The following is a 16,491-nucleotide window of genomic DNA, read 5'->3' on the forward strand; positions in this document are numbered from 1 at the left end:
ATTTTAGAACAAACGAATACACAGTGCAACTAGTTATTTATTATCAACATAAAACCGAGCCTAAACTCGGTTTTGGGTCATTAAAATAAAATAACGCTAACTTTTTTCCGCTTGTTCTGACTTTTCTACAATACGCCCTGTGAAATCATTCTTATCAATGGAAAGTACGGATAATTCTTTGAATAAGCTAGGAATATATCTCTCTAATTCATCATTAACCGCCATATCCATATCCTGCTGACTAGGATTTTGCAATAAAAATTGTTTTTTGAAAATCAACGTAACCAGCTCAGTAGAATCTCCACGAAACTCTTTCAAAAAATTGATAGTCAAAATTTGACAATGTTTCTTTGATTTCATTCAATTTTTCAGGTTCACAAGCAAGTGCAATTTTTCCGTTAATTTCAAATTCGGATGTTAACATTATCGTTCTCCTTATCTTCTTCTCCATTTTCCACTTTCAGGATCGACCTCGATATAAAGCTCACACGAGCCTTTCATTGTAACGGAAAAACGGTATCCACCACCAACAAGTCCACCTGTTTTATAGTCACAGGTTACATAATCCCCATTAGGATTTCGACCTGATGTATCAAACATTGTTTCAAGTTCAGCCGATTCCCACTCAGCCAAAGCCACACTAGAAACCCCTAACCCAACCGCCAATAAAGCCAATTTTCTTAAATTACGCATAATTTACTCCTTATTTTATTAATAGATGAATAATTTAACTTAATTATATTCTTCAATGAGTATTCAGTCAACGTAAAAAATAGAGAAGAATTATGCAGTAAATGAATAATTGAAAAAAGGTATACCATGGCACAGTTAATCTCTACGGAAATTGATAAATTGATCGGTCAACGTATCCAACAAAAACGCCGTGAACAAGGTTATTCTGCGGAACGATTAGCGGAGTATGTGGATATTTCTCAGCCCCAACTTTCCCGCTACGAACGTGGCACCAACAAAATCAACGTGGCACATTTAGTCGCCATTGCTACGTTTCTTAAAACACCGATTAGCTATTTTTTTGCGGATTGTATGGAAATGGCGGAGTGGAATCAGGATGAATTGGATCGCCATTGGTTAGCATTAACCCCATCACAAAAAATCCATTTAATTGCTTTTATCAAAGAATTTACACACTAGCGACAACGGGCAATCGCCCTATTCCCCCACGTTTTCCCCTTGAAGATTCCCATTTTTGTGATCTCCATTCCAAAATTAAACTAAAAATCTTGCGATATTTTCACCGCACTTAATACTCAAAAATAAACTAGAAAACGATTTACACAAATGGTTGTATGTGTTAAAAAATATAGCAGATTTAAATCAGTTGCCACGCTATTTAAATAAGCCGATTTTTGAGAAACTGTTTCAAATTGCCGAATACAGCAACCTAAATAAGAGAGAAAAACAAATGTATGATGTGAGTTTAAAACGCAAATGGGACGAATATTCCTTGCTGACATCAGCTGAATCGAGAGGGATTCAAAAAGGACGATTAGAAACCATAAAACAAAATGCTCAAAATATGCTTTCTTTAGGATTAGATTTAAATATGATTTCTAAGGTTGTGGATTTACCTGTGGATAAAGTCAAAAAACGAGTAAATTGATTGATATTTGTGAAAATATCGCATTCTGCCCTTTATCTTTACTTGAATTACCCTATAATGTAACCTTTATTTTATTTTTATTAGGAATGCAAAATGGCAGACTTGAATACTGTTCTCGCGGAACTAAAGCGCGGTATTGATCAAATTTTCTCCGAACAAGATTTAATCGAAAAATTAAAAGAAAATCGCCCTTTGCGTGTGAAATTAGGGGCGGATCCAACAGCTCCCGATATTCATTTAGGCCATACGGTGGTTCTCAATAAATTACGCCAGTTCCAAGAATTGGGTCATCAGGTGCAATTTTTAATTGGTGATTTCACTGGCATGGTCGGTGATCCGTCAGGCAAAAATACGACTCGTCCACCGTTAACACGTGAAGATGTGTTACGCAACGCAGAAACCTATAAGCAACAAATTTTCAAAATTCTTGATCCGCAAAAAACTCAAATCGTATTCAACTCAGAATGGTTGGGGCAGCTTGGCACCGAGGGCATGATTCGTTTAGCGTCTAACTATACCGTGGCTCGTATGCTAGAACGTGATGATTTCAAAAAACGTTTTGCTAATCAACAACCTATTGCGATTCACGAGTTTATTTATCCGTTATTACAAGGTTACGATTCTGTACATTTACAGGCAGACGTAGAACTTGGCGGAACAGACCAAACGTTCAATTTGTTAATCGGTCGTGAATTACAAAAAGCCAACGGACAAAAACCACAAGTCGCCATTACCTTGCCATTATTGGTGGGCTTAGACGGTGAGAAAAAAATGTCCAAATCTTTAGGTAACTATATTGGCGTGGCCGACGCACCGAATGAAATGTTTGGTAAAGTGATGTCCATTTCTGATGAATTAATGTGGGATTGGTACGATTTGCTGTCTTTCCGCCCATTAACGGAAATTGCTCAATTAAAAGCCGATGTGGAAAATGGTAAAAATCCACGTGATGTGAAAATTTTACTCGCCAAAGAAATTACCGCACGTTTCCATGATCAAGCGGCTGCTGATGTGGCGGAGCAAGAGTTTATCAATCGTTTCCAAAAAGGAGCCATGCCGGATGAAATGCCTGAATTTACCTTTACAGGCGAAATCGGTTTAGCCAATTTGTTAAAAGAAGCAGGGTTAGTGCCATCTACATCTGAGGCCATTCGTGCTGCTCAACAAGGTGGGGTGAAAATCAATGGCGAGCAGGTGGATAATGTAAAACAAATGATTCAAGCTGGAACAACGGCGGTTTATCAAGTGGGTAAACGGAAGTTTGCTAGAGTGACAGTGAAATAATCACGTAAAAAGGGGCATGTCAACATGCCCCCCCTAATCTACAAATTCACCATTCGACTCGGCCGAATCACATTATCCGCATTAATTTCCGCTACACCTAAGAACAGATTCTTATCAGAAAATAACCGCACTTGACCATAAAGTTGTTGGCTATTTTCAAATTTCACTCGTTGCCCAAAGCCAACCGCTCGGGTTTGCTCTGCGGTTAATGTCAGCATGGGGAGTTTTGAAACAGCACTATCCACAGATAATAAATGGCTATCTAAAATCGCAAGATCTTGCTGCTCGGCTAGGGTTTGCAACTGTTCCCAAGTTAACATTTTCTCCGCGGGATAATCGGCTACCGCAGTACGGCGGAGCATGGTGACGTGGGCGCCACAGCCTAAATGTTCGCCTAAATCGTCCACCAAGGTACGGATATAAGTCCCTTTGGAACAATGAACTTCAAGGGTTAAATAGGGTGATTCATAGCCAATGAAATTCAGTTCAAAAATAGTAATCGGGCGAGCCTCACGTTCTACCGTAATACCTTGGCGAGCATATTCGTACAAGGGTTTGCCTTGATGTTTTAAGGCTGAAAACATGGTAGGTACTTGCATTAAATCGCCACGAAAATGCTCAAGTGCGGTTAAAATATCCGATGTTTTTGACCGCACTTCTCGGGTCTGCACTACTTGACCCTCTGCATCAGAAGTGTCAGTGCGTTCACCCAATTTTGCCGTGACAAGATAGCGTTTATCCGCATCAAGCAAAAACTGGCTAAACTTTGTGGCTTCCCCTAAACAAATTGGCAACATGCCTGTGGCTAAGGGATCTAACGCCCCCGTATGACCAGCTTTATTGGCTTGATATAAGCGTTTTACTTTCTGCAAAATATCGTTAGACGACATGCCTTGCGGTTTATCTAATAAAAAAACGCCGTGAATATCACGGCCTTTTTTGCGTGGTCGGGACATTATGCTTCCTTATCTTCCACGTGGCGAGCTTGATCCTGACGAATCACATCGCTGACTAAATTCGACATCCGCATGCCGTCCACCAAGGAACGATCATATTCAAAATGCAATTCTGGCACAATGCGTAATCGCATGGCTTTGCCCAGTAATGAACGAATATACGGCGTAGCTTTTTCAAGCCCTTTCATGCCTTGTTCAATGGCGGTTTCATCATGATCAAATAAGAACGTGACAAAGACTTTGGCATAGGCTAAATCTCGGGAGACTTCCACGTCCGATACGGTAACCATGCCAATGCGTGGATCTTTGACTTCTCGTTGCAAGATAATGGCCACTTCTTTTTGTAATTCTTGTGCGACTCGGTCGGCACGTTTAAATTCTTTGCTCATTGTTTTCTCTTAAAATTTGCCCTTAATACCCTCACCCTAGCCCTCTCCCAAAGGGAGAGGGGACGATTTAAAGAATATCAAAATTATTCACTTTTTAACCGCACTTTCCCCCTCTCCCTTTGGGAGAGGGGCAGGGAAGAGGGAACGATTTAAAGGATATCAAAATTCTTCACCTTTTAACCACACTTTCCCCCTCTCCCTTTGGGAGAGGGGCAGGGGTGAGGGTAAAGGGTTTCAATATTAAATCGTGCGTTTTACTTCAACCACTTCAAATACTTCGATTTGGTCGCCGACTTTCACATCGTTGTAGTTTTTCACGCCGATACCACATTCCATACCGTTACGCACTTCGCTTACGTCATCTTTGAAACGGCGGAGAGATTCTAATTCGCCCTCAAAAATCACCACGTTATCACGTAATACACGGATTGGGTTGTTACGTTTCACCACACCTTCGGTCACCATACAGCCAGCAATCGCACCAAATTTCGGATGACGGAACACGTCACGCACTTCTGCCAAGCCGATAATTTCTTGTTTGAATTCAGGTTGTAACATACCGCTCATGGCGGCTTTGATTTCGTTAAGCAATTCATAAATAATCGAATAATAACGTAAATCAATATGTTCATTTTCAATAATACGGCGAGCAGACGAATCCGCACGGACATTAAAGCCGACCATAATCGCATTAGACGCTGCAGCTAAAGTTGCGTCCGTTTCGGTAATACCACCAACGCCTGAACCCACCACTTTCACTTTCACTTCGTCGGTTGAAAGTTCTTGTAAAGATTGAACAATGGCTTCGACGGAACCTTGTACGTCGGCTTTCACGATCACGTTTAATTCGGCTAAATCGCCCTCGGCCATGTTGCTAAACATATTTTCCAGTTTGGCTTTTTGCTGACGAGCCAATTTCACATCACGGAATTTACCTTGACGATATAATGCCACTTCACGTGCTTTTTTCTCGTCACGCACCACGGTGGCCTCATCACCAGCGGCTGGTACGCCAGATAAGCCTAACACTTCCACAGGAATAGATGGGCCGGCATTGTCAATTTCTTTACCATTTTCATCTCGCATAGCACGTACACGACCGTATTCAAAGCCACAAAGTACAATGTCGCCACGGTTTAAGGTTCCCGATTGAACAAGGATAGTCGCCACGGGGCCACGGCCTTTGTCTAAGTAAGATTCAATCACCACACCGCTTGCCATACCGTCTTTAATCGCAGTTAATTCAAGCACTTCCGATTGTAATAAGATCGCGTCAAGTAATTCATCTACGCCCGTCCCTTTTTTAGCGGACACATACACAAATTGCACGTCACCACCAAATTTTTCGGCGACTACTTCATATTGCAATAATTCTTGCTCTACACGATCGGGATTGGCCTCTGGTTTATCAATTTTATTCACGGCCACCACAATCGGCACACCGGCGGCTTTCGCATGTTGGACCGCCTCAATGGTTTGTGGCATCACGCCATCATCGGCAGCCACCACCAACACCACAATATCCGTGGCTTTCGCACCACGAGCACGCATGGAAGTAAAGGCCGCATGTCCTGGGGTGTCTAAGAAAGTAATCACTTTGCCTTTGGTTTCAACATGATACGCACCGATATGTTGGGTGATTCCACCGGCCTCACCGGCAGCCACTTTGGCTTTACGAATATAGTCAAGTAACGACGTTTTACCGTGGTCAACGTGACCCATAATGGTCACCACTGGGGCACGATTGACTTTTTCTGCCTCAATATCACGGTCGCCTAAGACGGATTCTTCTAACTCATTTTCTTTACGCAAGATCACTTTATGACCTAATTCTTCCGCCACCAGTTGTGCGGTTTCTTGGTCGATCACTTGGTTAATCGTCACCATTTCGCCCATTTTCATCATGGTTTTAATGATTTCAGAGGCTTTAATCGCCATTTTGTTGGCTAATTCTGCCACGGTAATGGTTTCACCGATCACCACATCACGGTTGACCGCAGCGGCAGGTTTGGTAAAGGCTTGTTGAATGGAACTGCCTTTTTTACCTTGTTTACCTTTGCCTTTAAAATCTTTTTGGTTGCGACGATCCGATTGGCGTTCATTTTTATTGCCTTTATCGTCATCACGCCCGCCTTTTTTGGCTTTAGTGACTTTATTTTTACCCCCACGGCCACGGCTTTCATTGCGACGAACATTTTCTTCTTCCGCGTCACGAGCATAGCTTGAGGTTAAATGATAATCCGCAAATTCTTCTGTGCTGCTACTTTCGCTACTGTCATCACGCTCTGCATAGCGTTTGGCCTCTTCGGCTGCTTTGCGTGCTTGTTCTTCCGCTTTTTGGCGAGCTAATTCATCCGCTTTACGGCGTAATTCTGCCTCTTCTGCACGGCGTTTTTCTTTTTCTGGATCTAACGGTTTTTGCACCGCACTTTTTTCTGGTTTAGATTTCAATTCCACTTTGGCTTTGACTAAATCCGATTTAATTTCCAGCTCTTTTTTACCCTTTTCGTTAGCTTTCTGAGCTGCCTCATTTTTCGCTTGTTGTTGGGCTTTTTGTTCTGCCTCTTTTTGTGCTTTTAAACGAGCCTCTTCTGCTGCTTTTTTGGCGGCCTCAGTGTCAATTTTACGTGATTTACGCACTTCAACCTGTACCGCTTTGGCTTTACCTGTCGGGGTTGTCGTACTCACTGTGGTTTTGGTACGGCGTTGTAAGCTCAATTTTTTAGGGGCTTGATTTTCTATTTTATCTGTCATACTGTTTCTCCTTACAACGATTAACTAAACCAACAGATTTCACGTGCTGCCATGATTAATTCAGCGGCTTTTTCTGGGCTTAATTCTTCAATTTCTGCTAAATCATCAACACCTTGTTCAGCTAATTCTTCCAGTGTCACGATACCTTGCTCGGCCAATTTAAAGGCGATATGGCGTTCCATGCCGTCAAGATTTAATAAGCGATCTTCAATGTGTGCCGATTCCAAGGCTTTTTCTTCCGCTAACGCCGTCGCGGTAATCACATTTTTAGCTCGGGTTTGTAATTCTTCAATTAAGTCTTCGTCTTCTAAACCGTCAATGGCGGTTAATTCACTGACCGACACATAAGCAATTTCTTCTAAAGAAGTAAAACCTTCATCAATTAAGATTTGTGCAAAATCTTCATCAATTTCAAGGGCCGACATAAATAATTTTAAGATTTTATTATCTTCCGCTTGGTGTTTTTCATTTAACTCATCGGTGGTCATCACATTTAATGTCCAACCAGTTAACTGCGTGGCTAAACGGACATTTTGTCCATTACGACCAATGGCTTGGGCCAAATTCGCTCCCTCAACCGCAATGTCCATGGAATGATTATCTTCATCCACCACGATAGAACTCACATCCGCAGGGGCCATGGCATTAATCACATATTGCGCCGGATTGTCGTCCCAAAGCACAATATCCACACGCTCACCACCTAATTCATTGGTAATGGCTTGCACTCTCGCCCCACGCATGCCCACGCATGCACCCACGGGATCAATGCGTTTGTCACTGCTTTTCACAGCAATTTTCGCTCTTGAACCGGGATCACGTGCGGAGCCTTTGATTTCAATCACTTCTTCGCCAATTTCTGGCACTTCCAAACGGAATAATTCTTCTAACATCACCGGTTTGGCACGAGTAACAAATAATTGCGCCCCTTTGCTTTCAGGGCTGACTTTGTATAACACGCCACGCACACGGTCACCGGGGCGGAAATTTTCACGTGGCAACATATCTTCACGCACAATCACGGCCTCGGCTTTCACCGGATCTTCTTTGTTCCCAATTAATTCTAAAATAATGGTTTCACGGTTGACTTTTTTCACCGTACCAATCACGATTTTGCCTTCTTCGCTGATAAACTGTTCCACCACACGGCTACGTTCTGCATCACGAATCTTGGTGCTGATCACTTGGCGAGCGGTTTGCATGGTAATACGGTCAAAGGCTACGGATTCAATTTGATCTTCCACAAAATCGCCTAACTGAATCTCAGGTTCATCTAAGCGAGCAGCGTCTAAGGTAATTTCTTTCGTCGGGTTAGTGACTTCTTCCACCACCATCCAACGACGGAATGTGTCAAATTCACCGGTTTTTGGATCAATCACCACACGCACATCAATTTCAGACGGTTTTTCCACCCCTAAACGCTCTTGTTTTTGCGCATGTTTCTTCTTAGTTGACAGTGCAATGGCACTTTCTAAGGCTTCAAAAATCACTTCTTTCGGTAGGGATTTCTCGTTAGACACAGCTTCCGCTGCAAATAAAATCTCTTTACTCATTTTTTCATTATCCTTTTAATAGTTAAATTCAGTCATTAAAATTTTGCCACCACGTGGGCTTTTTGAATATTGCCAAACACCAAGGTTTGCGGTTGATTATCCACCACCAAGGTCAACATATCATTGTCGATTTTTTCCAATATGCCTTGCCATTTACGACGATCCGCCACCGGAATACGTAAATGTACGCTAATCTCTTTGCCTACATAACGTTGATATTGTTCTAGGGTAAACAATGGGCGATCTAAACCCGGTGAGGACACTTCCAAATTGTATTTATCCGCAATGGGATCTTCCACATCTAAAATCGCGCTCACCTGACGGCTGACATCGGCACAGTCTTCAATTCCCACGCCACCTTCTTTATCAATAAATAAACGTACGGTCATAAAACGACCAGTGCGTTGACATTCGATTCCCCACAGCTCACAGCCGAGATCTTGCACGGAATCTTGTAGTAATTCTGTTAATTTTTGTTCTAATGTTGCCATGATTTCTCCGTTTATTTTTACCCTCACCCTAGCCCTCTCCCAAAGGGAGAGGGGACGGTTTTTGTGTTAATGACGAATTTAATTTTACCCTAGCCCTCTCCCAGAGGGAGAGGGAACGGTTTTTGTGTTAATGACAAATTTAATTCTTCCCTCGATCAGCCCCCTCTCCCTTTGGGAGAGGGTTGGGGTGAGGGTTATTTCAAGCACAAAAAAAGGGCCTAAAAGCCCAGTGTAAATGTCCAAATTTTACGTACAAAAAAACCCAAATTCCAAATTTGGGTTTCACTGAACCTTTATTTCCTTTCTGACTTATAAACCTTTCAGAAAGTGGTTGCGGGGGCCGGATTTGAACCAACGACCTTCGGGTTATGAGCCCGACGAGCTACCAAGCTGCTCCACCCCGCGTCCGAAATATGGGGCATATTATACATAAAATTTGTGAAAATACAAGTCTTTTTTAAAATCCAATCCCTGTACCAAGAGAAACGCCAGCTCCGCCATGACCAACACCGAAACCACCACCAAACGTACAAGCGGAAAGCAAACTCACTGCTAATATCAACAAAATACTTTTTTTCATCATCTTTCCTAATATTAAATTAAAGGAAAATTGTACAGCAATTCGCAAAAACTGTTAAGATATAAAAAATTTATTTTAGCAAACATTCATTAACAAATAGGAAATCCTTATGTTTAACAAATTTATGGTCTGTTGTAGCCTCATCCTTGGTGTATTCACTTATTCGCAAGCACAAGCTGCCAATCCTTTTTCTATCAGCGAAAGCGAAGTGAATCATTATTTAGCGGAAAAATTAAATGTCGAAGACAAACTCGGCCTACCAGGTTTATTCAGCATGGATTACAAAGTTGAAAATCTACAAGCCAAAATCGGTGAAAATAATTCGGGACGTGTGGAACTCACTGGTACCATTGACAGTTCACTTAACCTCAGCAATAAAATTTATGCCGGTAAACTAAACCTCACCTTTGACACCATTCCCTACTATAATGCAGAAAAAGGCGAAGTGTATTTAAAAGATCTGCGAATTTTACGTTGGTCAGGTTCACCAGATAATTACGCCGCCCAACTCCAATCAGTTATGCCGTTTTTAAGTGACAGCATTGGGGCGTTATTATCCAGTATGCCGATTTATACCCTAGACGACAGCAAAGTGAGAGATGCCCTGATCAAAAAATTTGCCAAAGGCATTACGGTTGAACCGGGTAAATTGTCAGTAGATGCGGGCATGCTATAACTTCGCATGAGGCCATAAGGTGCGAAAATGCACCTTAAGTATTACGGCAGACAATCTCTCGAACCAACAAGGTTGAATTGGCCACATGAGCTTGGCTCTGTAAGCGTTTAAATGTGAGATCCAACAAGGAATCCACGACTTTATGGTGATTTTGTACGCTACAAATCACCTTATTTTCAAGTAAATCCAACATGTCATCATTCCCAAAGGTAGCAATCGCCAGATCTTTTGGGATCGATTTACGTTGGCTTAATAACACACTGAAGATCCCTTGCAATAAGGTGAGCGAGGTCACAAAAATGGCGTCAGGCAACGGATTATGGCTTAACCATTGTGAAAAAGTTTTAGCACAACTTTCTTTATGGAAATGCTCCGCATATAAAAACTCAGCCGATTTTGACCGCACTTCAAGGGCTTTACGAAAGCCAATTTCCCGTTCTCGACTGGTTTGTAATTCGGGCAAAGCGCCTAAAAATAGCACTTTGTCATAGGAATGTTGAAAGAGTTTATCTGCTAATTGAAAAGCGTCCTGTTCATCATGGGTTAACACATTCAACACATTTTCCGCGTTGATACGGCGGTCAAACCCAATGACCGGCACTTTATCTGCATATTCTGCATAAAAACCATGATCGGGCGACAACGCACTGGATACAATTAACGCATCCACGTTGCGGTGTAATAACTGATTAGCGCAACTCATCTCATTGTTTTCATTGTCATTCGAACAGCCGATCAAGAGCTGATAACCATTCTCACGACAACGATTTTCTAATTGATTGGCAATTTTGGCATAACTCATGTTTTCAAAGTCAGGAATAATTAACCCAATCGTGCGACTTCTGCCCACTCGTAAACTCGCTGCCAATGCATTGGGTCTAAAGTCATGTTCATGAATTAATGCCTTGACTCTGGCAATGGTTTTATCACTTACTCGGTACTGTTTGGCCTTTCCATTGACCACATAACTGGCCGTGGTGCGTGACACCCCAGCTAATTTGGCTAATTCCTCTAACTTCATCGTTCCCTCAATACTGCAAAATTCCCAGTGTTGATTATAAATTCATTATCCAGTATAAATAAAGCCTTGATTTTCAAAAGTTTGATCTAGATCGCAAAATTTTAACCAAAATGCGCTAATCCATATTGATACAAGGCATTTTTCTTCTCGCCATAAAGTTCTGCCACAATCGCCGCCGCTTTTTTTAACGGCAATGCTTGGCTAATTAATTGCAAGGCTTTCACGACTTGTGGATCAAATGCCTCATTCTCCGTTTGGCTATACCCCTCAATAATTAACACCATTTCGCCTTTGGTACGATTGGCATCTTCAGCCAACCATTGGCGCAAATTCCCCACGTGATCACCAGAAATCGTTTCCCATGTTTTGGTGATTTCTCGGGCAAGCACCACATAACGATCTGCCCCCAACACGGTTTCCACATCCGCCAAGGTGTCTACAATACGGTGTGTACTTTCATAAAAGATCAACGTGCGGTCTTCTTTGGCTAAGTTTTCCAATTTATCTCGGCGAGCCTTGCTTTTTGCGGGTAAAAAGCCCTCAAAACAAAAACGATCGGAGGCAATACCCGAGGCACACAAGGCGGTAATCGCCGCACAAGCCCCCGGCAATGGCACCACGTTCAGCCCTGCTTGACGACATTTTCGTACTAAGTGAAACCCCGGGTCGCTAATGAGTGGCGTACCCGCATCGGAAATTAAGGCAATATTTTGCCCTTGTTGTAATTTTTCCACTAATAAATCCGCTTTTTGCTGTTCATTATGATCATGTAACGCAAAAAACGGCTTTTTAATGCCATAATGGCTTAATAATAAACCACTGTGGCGGGTATCTTCCGCTGCAATTAAATCCACCTTGGAAAATACGTCTAATGCCCGTTGCGTAATGTCTTGTAAGTTGCCAATGGGCGTGGCAACGATATATAAAGTTCCTGAATTTGTCATTTTATCTCTTCTTTTATTGCTTTTAATTGATGAGCGAAGTAAGATCTACACTTCTTTCTTATCACGGAGTTATTATGTCTATTCTATTACAAGGGACGAAATTTAAAAAACGTTTAATGCCACTTTTATTTCCTGTGTTATTGGCAGGCTGTACAAATTTATTCGGAAGTGACTTTGATCAAACCTTAAAATTGGACGCCAATGCCAGTTCCGATTTTTATATGAATAAAATAGCCCAAACCCAAGAATTAGAAGATAAACAAACCTATAAACTTTTAGCGGCTCGTGTCTTAATCACGGAAAATAAAGTGGCACAAGCCGAGGCCTTATTAGTAGAGTTGAATCTCAAAGAACTCACACCAGAACAATTATTAGATAAATCCATTATTGACGCCCATATTTCAGCGGCAAAACAACAGAATAGCCAAGCCGAAAGCCAATTAAAATTGATTAATTTGGCGCAACTTAGCCCATCACAAAGCGCCCGTTATTATGAAGTTTCCGCACAAATTGCAGAAAACCAAAATCAATTTATGGACGCCGTCAAAGCCCGTATTAAAATTGACAGCTATCTCACTGACGTTCAACGCAAACAAGACAATATTGACGACATTTGGGCGTTATTACGCAAAACCAATAAAGGCACTGTAAACAGTACATCTGCTGACGGGGATGTTTCCTTAGGCGGTTGGCTCGCTTTGGCTCAAGCCTACAATGACAATATTAATCAACCAACCCAATTAAGCCAAGCCTTACAAAATTGGAAAACCGCTTACGCAACCCATAGTGCGGCCTATTTATTCCCAACAGAATTAAAAAGTTTATCCAATTTCCAACAAACACAAGTCAACAAAGTGGCTTTGTTATTGCCTTTAAGCGGGGATGCACAATTAATTGGCAGTACCGTGAAATCAGGTTTCGATAACGCTAAAGGTGAAACCGGTGAGAGCGAAAGCAATATTCAAGTTGATGTGATTGATACCATGACAACGGATATTCCAACCGCCATTGAACAAGCCAAACAATCCGGCGCCATGGCTGTCGTGGGGCCATTGTTAAAAAACAATGTGGATGTGGTGTTAAGTAACCCAAGCAGCATTCAAGGCTTAAATGTGTTAGCTTTAAATTCCACCCCAAATGCTCGTGCTGTCAATCAGCTTTGTTATTATGGTTTAGCCCCTGAAGATGAAGCCGAATCTGCTGCGGATAAAATGTGGAATGATAATATTCGCTCTCCGTTAGTCATGGTGCCACAATCTGACTTAGGGCAACGCACCGCCAGTGCTTTTACCGTACGTTGGCAACAACTGTCTGGCACCGATGCCAATATTCGTTTCTACAATCAAGCGCAAGACATTGCACTGGCCTTAGAAGAAGGCGCCAGTAAGCAAGCGGAAGCCATGTATATTGTGGCCTTAAGTGAGCAACTAAGCGAACTCAAATCCGTGATTGATAACGTAAACCCGAATCTTAAACTGTATGCTAGCTCACGGATTAATTCCTCCAACAATACGCCAGAATATCGTTTACAAATGAATGGGTTACAATTCAGTGATATTCCGTTCTTTAAAGAGACGGATTCTGAACAATATAAAACCATTGAAAGCAAAACCGGTGGCGATTATTCCTTAATGCGATTGTATGCCATGGGCGCAGACGCGTGGTTATTAATTAATAAATTCAATGAATTACGTCAAGTACCCGGTTATTCCGTGAGTGGATTAACGGGTAAACTGAGCGCTGGCCCGAACTGTAATATTGAACGTGATATGACGTGGTTCCAATACCAAGACGGCAATATCAATACCATTAAAAACTAATGTTTTCGGCCAAACGAACCCGTTCGACCAAACAACAAGGGGCGAGATTTGAGCGCTATGCTCGCCTCTTTTTAGAACAACAAGGGCTATGCTTTGTGGCCGCCAATCAATCTTTTAAGTGCGGTGAAATTGATTTGATTATGTTAGAGGGCGACACTATTGTATTTGTGGAAGTGCGTCAACGTAAAAACGATCATTTTGGTTCCGCAGTAGACAGTGTCGATTGGCGTAAACAACAAAAATGGCAAGACGCCGCCAATTTATGGCTCATGCAACGAGGACAAAGTCTTGAAGATGCCGATTGCCGTTTTGATTTGGTGGCCTTTGGTCAACAATTAGATGATCTTGAATGGATTCCTAATTTTTTGGATTAATCATGCTAACAAAAATTAACGATCTTTTTGCCGAAAATATTCAAATTCAAATTGAGGCCTCAAAATCTTTAGCCAACAATCTTTGTCTGGCCACGCAAAATGTGGTTAATTGCTTATTAAGTGGACATAAAATTATTGTGTGCGGATTAGGCCGTTCCTATGCTAATGCACAATGTTTAGTGGCTAATTTAATCAACCGCTACGAATTAGAACGGCCCAGTTTTCCCTCGGTATTACTCAGCCTCGAGGGTGCTATTGGTTCAGCGATTATGGCTGACAACCCAAACGAAACCTTACTGCAACGCCAATTTAATGCCGTGGCACAACAGGGCGATATTTTAATTGTCCTCTCTTCTCTTGGCAATGAATCGCCCATTTTAAATGTGGTACAACAGGCCTTTACCAAAGAAATTTCGGTAATCGCCTTAACCGGTAATAATAGCGATCATTTACGTGGATTATTAACCGAAAATGACTTAGAAATCTCCGTGCCAAGCCATCGGGAAAGTCGCATTTTAGAAGGGCATTTATTCCTCATCAATGCCCTTTGTGAGCTTATTGATCACAGTTTATTTACACAAAGCAGTTGACAAAAAGCACAACTCACCACAGACTATATACAGATTATTTTAAGGAGGAAATCAAATGAAAATGAACATATTAAAAAAGCTCGGTCTTCTCTTAACCGCTAGCGTTATGCTACAAGGTTGTGTTGTTTTAGGATTAGGGGGCGCCGCCGTTGCCACCAAAGTAGGAACTGACCCCCGCACTGTGGGTTCACAAGTAGATGATGAAACCTTAGAACTGAAAGTCTATGATGCCGTCACCAAAGATGAACAAATCAAAGCAGAAGGACGTGTTGTTGTTGTCTCTTACAGCAATCGTATCTTATTGCTCGGTCAAGTGCCTGAAGAAAGCCTAAAAGAAGTGGCCACAGGTTTAGCCAAAGGTGTTGAAAATGTGGGTGATGTTTACAACGAAATGCGCACTGGCTCGCCAATTAGCGCCACACAAAAAGCGCAAGACAGTTGGATCACCACCAAAATTAAATCCAATATGTTGCTTGATTCTGCGGTGAAAACCACCGACGTCAAAGTGATTACCGAAAATAACGAAGTCTTTTTACTCGGTAACGTCACCCAAGATCAAGGTTCAGCCGCGGCAGAAGTGGCACGTAAAGTGTCTGATGTAAAGAAAGTGGTGAAAGTGTTTAAATACTTAAATTAACAACTTCCCCAAGCAACGATAATTATCATGCGTTGCGCCTTGTGTGAAATGCGCCGAGTACGCTTGTACTCGGTTTAACCGCATATAAAGTGCGGTTTATTTTATTGATTTTTTATAAAAACAGGATAACAAATGACCGATATCAATAAACAACAGGTACTTGATGCCTTTCATTTCCGTGCAGCTTGTCGCACCTACGATCCGGCACGTAAAATTCCCAAAGAGGACATGGATTATATTCTGGAATTAGGCCGTCTGTCTCCAAGTTCTGTCGGATCCGAACCGTGGAAATTTATTGTATTGCAAAACCCCGCACTGCGTGAAAAAATCGCCCCGGTCAGTTGGGGGATCAAACACCCAATTCATGAGGCAAGCCATTTAGTGGTGATCTTAGCCAAAAAAAATGCACGCTATGACAGCGACTTCTTACGCAATGCCCTCGTACAACGTGGCCTCACGCCAGAACAAATGGCGGCTACGGTCATCCGCTATAAATCATTCCAACAAGATGACATTAAAATCCTTGAAAGCGAACGCACTTTATTTGATTGGTGTAGCAAACAAACCTATATCGCTCTCGCGAATATGATGACTGGTGCCGCCTTAATCGGTATTGACAGTTGCCCCATTGAGGGATTTAACTATGATGAAGTGAACTGTATTTTATCCGAAGAAAGGGTATTTGATCTCAATGAATACGGTGTCTCTTGCATGGTGACGTTTGGATATCGTAATAAAGAGATTAAGAAAAAACACCGTAAGCCAGTGGATGACGTGATTGAGTGGGTTGAGTAAACATCT

General features: G+C 42.0%; 19 protein-coding genes and 1 tRNA gene. 9 read left to right on the plus strand and 11 right to left on the minus strand.

Annotated elements, in window-relative coordinates; translation table 11 throughout:
* Positions 1-96 precede the first annotated feature (96 nt).
* Together ACTG7L_RS03555 and ACTG7L_RS03560 are read right to left on the minus strand one after the other, a co-directional pair.
* On the minus strand, positions 97-360 hold the full coding sequence (locus ACTG7L_RS03555; RefSeq protein WP_439327433.1) for a hypothetical protein: 264 nt from the start codon (positions 358-360) through the stop codon (positions 97-99).
* A gap of 75 nt (positions 361-435) precedes the next feature.
* The gene (locus tag ACTG7L_RS03560) at positions 436-693 is read right to left on the minus strand and encodes a hypothetical protein (protein WP_439327434.1); all 258 of its coding nucleotides are present in this window, start codon (positions 691-693) and stop codon (positions 436-438) included.
* Positions 694-819: 126 nt separating this feature from the next.
* On the opposite strand from ACTG7L_RS03560, the gene ACTG7L_RS03565 reads away from it, so the two are divergent.
* The 3 genes from ACTG7L_RS03565 to tyrS all read left to right on the plus strand — a co-directional run bounded on the left by ACTG7L_RS03565 (position 820) and on the right by tyrS (position 2,905).
* Positions 820-1,152: a helix-turn-helix domain-containing protein gene (locus ACTG7L_RS03565; RefSeq protein ID WP_439327435.1), complete on the plus strand. Its 333-nt coding sequence runs from the start codon at positions 820-822 to the stop codon at positions 1,150-1,152.
* A gap of 112 nt (positions 1,153-1,264) precedes the next feature.
* Positions 1,265-1,621, plus strand: coding sequence for a PD-(D/E)XK nuclease family transposase (locus ACTG7L_RS03570; protein WP_439327512.1), 357 nt, complete (start codon positions 1,265-1,267; stop codon positions 1,619-1,621).
* 93 nt (positions 1,622-1,714) lie between these two features.
* Positions 1,715-2,905, plus strand: a complete 1,191-nt coding sequence (gene tyrS, locus ACTG7L_RS03575) for a tyrosine--tRNA ligase (RefSeq protein ID WP_439327436.1) — start codon at positions 1,715-1,717, stop codon at positions 2,903-2,905.
* A 38-nt stretch (positions 2,906-2,943) separates the two neighbouring features.
* Here the strand turns inward: tyrS and truB are convergent, their stop codons facing one another.
* The 7 genes from truB to ACTG7L_RS03610 form a co-directional block, all read right to left on the minus strand.
* Positions 2,944-3,861 carry a tRNA pseudouridine(55) synthase TruB gene (gene truB, locus ACTG7L_RS03580; RefSeq protein ID WP_439327437.1) on the minus strand — a complete coding sequence of 306 codons (918 nt, stop codon included), beginning with the start codon at positions 3,859-3,861 and terminating at the stop codon, positions 2,944-2,946.
* Positions 3,861-4,250: a 30S ribosome-binding factor RbfA gene (rbfA, locus tag ACTG7L_RS03585; protein ID WP_439242108.1), complete on the minus strand. Its 390-nt coding sequence runs from the start codon at positions 4,248-4,250 to the stop codon at positions 3,861-3,863. Before rbfA ends, truB begins: the two co-directional genes overlap by 1 nt.
* 240 nt (positions 4,251-4,490) lie before the next feature.
* A complete protein-coding gene (gene infB / locus ACTG7L_RS03590) occupies positions 4,491-7,004 on the minus strand; it encodes a translation initiation factor IF-2 (RefSeq protein WP_439327438.1) in 2,514 nt (837 codons plus the stop codon).
* 20 nt (positions 7,005-7,024) lie between these two features.
* Positions 7,025-8,557, minus strand: a complete 1,533-nt coding sequence (gene nusA / locus ACTG7L_RS03595; RefSeq protein ID WP_439327439.1) for a transcription termination factor NusA — start codon at positions 8,555-8,557, stop codon at positions 7,025-7,027.
* Positions 8,558-8,592: 35 nt separating this feature from the next.
* On the minus strand, positions 8,593-9,048 hold the full coding sequence (gene rimP, locus ACTG7L_RS03600; protein WP_439327440.1) for a ribosome maturation factor RimP: 456 nt from the start codon (positions 9,046-9,048) through the stop codon (positions 8,593-8,595).
* Positions 9,049-9,376: 328 nt separating this feature from the next.
* Positions 9,377-9,453 (minus strand) — tRNA-Met (locus ACTG7L_RS03605).
* Between the two features lie 52 nt (positions 9,454-9,505).
* The gene (locus tag ACTG7L_RS03610; RefSeq protein WP_439327441.1) at positions 9,506-9,628 is read right to left on the minus strand and encodes a hypothetical protein; all 123 of its coding nucleotides are present in this window, start codon (positions 9,626-9,628) and stop codon (positions 9,506-9,508) included.
* Positions 9,629-9,737: 109 nt separating this feature from the next.
* Between ACTG7L_RS03610 and ACTG7L_RS03615 the strand changes: the two genes are divergently transcribed.
* On the plus strand, positions 9,738-10,304 hold the full coding sequence (locus ACTG7L_RS03615; protein WP_439327442.1) for a DUF1439 domain-containing protein: 567 nt from the start codon (positions 9,738-9,740) through the stop codon (positions 10,302-10,304).
* A gap of 34 nt (positions 10,305-10,338) precedes the next feature.
* Here the strand turns inward: ACTG7L_RS03615 and cra are convergent, their stop codons facing one another.
* Together cra and rsmI are read right to left on the minus strand one after the other, a co-directional pair.
* Positions 10,339-11,325: a catabolite repressor/activator gene (cra, locus tag ACTG7L_RS03620; RefSeq protein ID WP_439327443.1), complete on the minus strand. Its 987-nt coding sequence runs from the start codon at positions 11,323-11,325 to the stop codon at positions 10,339-10,341.
* 101 nt (positions 11,326-11,426) lie between these two features.
* Positions 11,427-12,269, minus strand: a complete 843-nt coding sequence (gene rsmI / locus ACTG7L_RS03625) for a 16S rRNA (cytidine(1402)-2'-O)-methyltransferase (protein WP_439327444.1) — start codon at positions 12,267-12,269, stop codon at positions 11,427-11,429.
* 74 nt (positions 12,270-12,343) lie between these two features.
* Between rsmI and ACTG7L_RS03630 the strand changes: the two genes are divergently transcribed.
* The 5 genes from ACTG7L_RS03630 to ACTG7L_RS03650 all read left to right on the plus strand — a co-directional run bounded on the left by ACTG7L_RS03630 (position 12,344) and on the right by ACTG7L_RS03650 (position 16,485).
* On the plus strand, positions 12,344-14,089 hold the full coding sequence (locus ACTG7L_RS03630) for a penicillin-binding protein activator (protein WP_439327445.1): 1,746 nt from the start codon (positions 12,344-12,346) through the stop codon (positions 14,087-14,089).
* Positions 14,089-14,463: a YraN family protein gene (locus tag ACTG7L_RS03635; RefSeq protein WP_439327446.1), complete on the plus strand. Its 375-nt coding sequence runs from the start codon at positions 14,089-14,091 to the stop codon at positions 14,461-14,463. Before ACTG7L_RS03630 ends, ACTG7L_RS03635 begins: the two co-directional genes overlap by 1 nt.
* A 2-nt stretch (positions 14,464-14,465) precedes the next feature.
* On the plus strand, positions 14,466-15,053 hold the full coding sequence (locus ACTG7L_RS03640; protein WP_439327447.1) for a D-sedoheptulose-7-phosphate isomerase: 588 nt from the start codon (positions 14,466-14,468) through the stop codon (positions 15,051-15,053).
* 55 nt (positions 15,054-15,108) lie between these two features.
* The gene (gene dolP, locus ACTG7L_RS03645; RefSeq protein WP_439327448.1) at positions 15,109-15,690 is read left to right on the plus strand and encodes a division/outer membrane stress-associated lipid-binding lipoprotein; all 582 of its coding nucleotides are present in this window, start codon (positions 15,109-15,111) and stop codon (positions 15,688-15,690) included.
* A 132-nt stretch (positions 15,691-15,822) separates the two neighbouring features.
* Positions 15,823-16,485 (plus strand): NAD(P)H-dependent oxidoreductase, encoded by a 663-nt coding sequence (locus tag ACTG7L_RS03650; RefSeq protein WP_439327449.1) that lies wholly within the window; start codon positions 15,823-15,825, stop codon positions 16,483-16,485.
* Positions 16,486-16,491: the final 6 nt, after the last annotated feature.

It is taken from the genome of Lonepinella sp. BR2357, assembly GCF_051851525.1.
Lineage (GTDB): Bacteria > Pseudomonadota > Gammaproteobacteria > Enterobacterales > Pasteurellaceae > Lonepinella.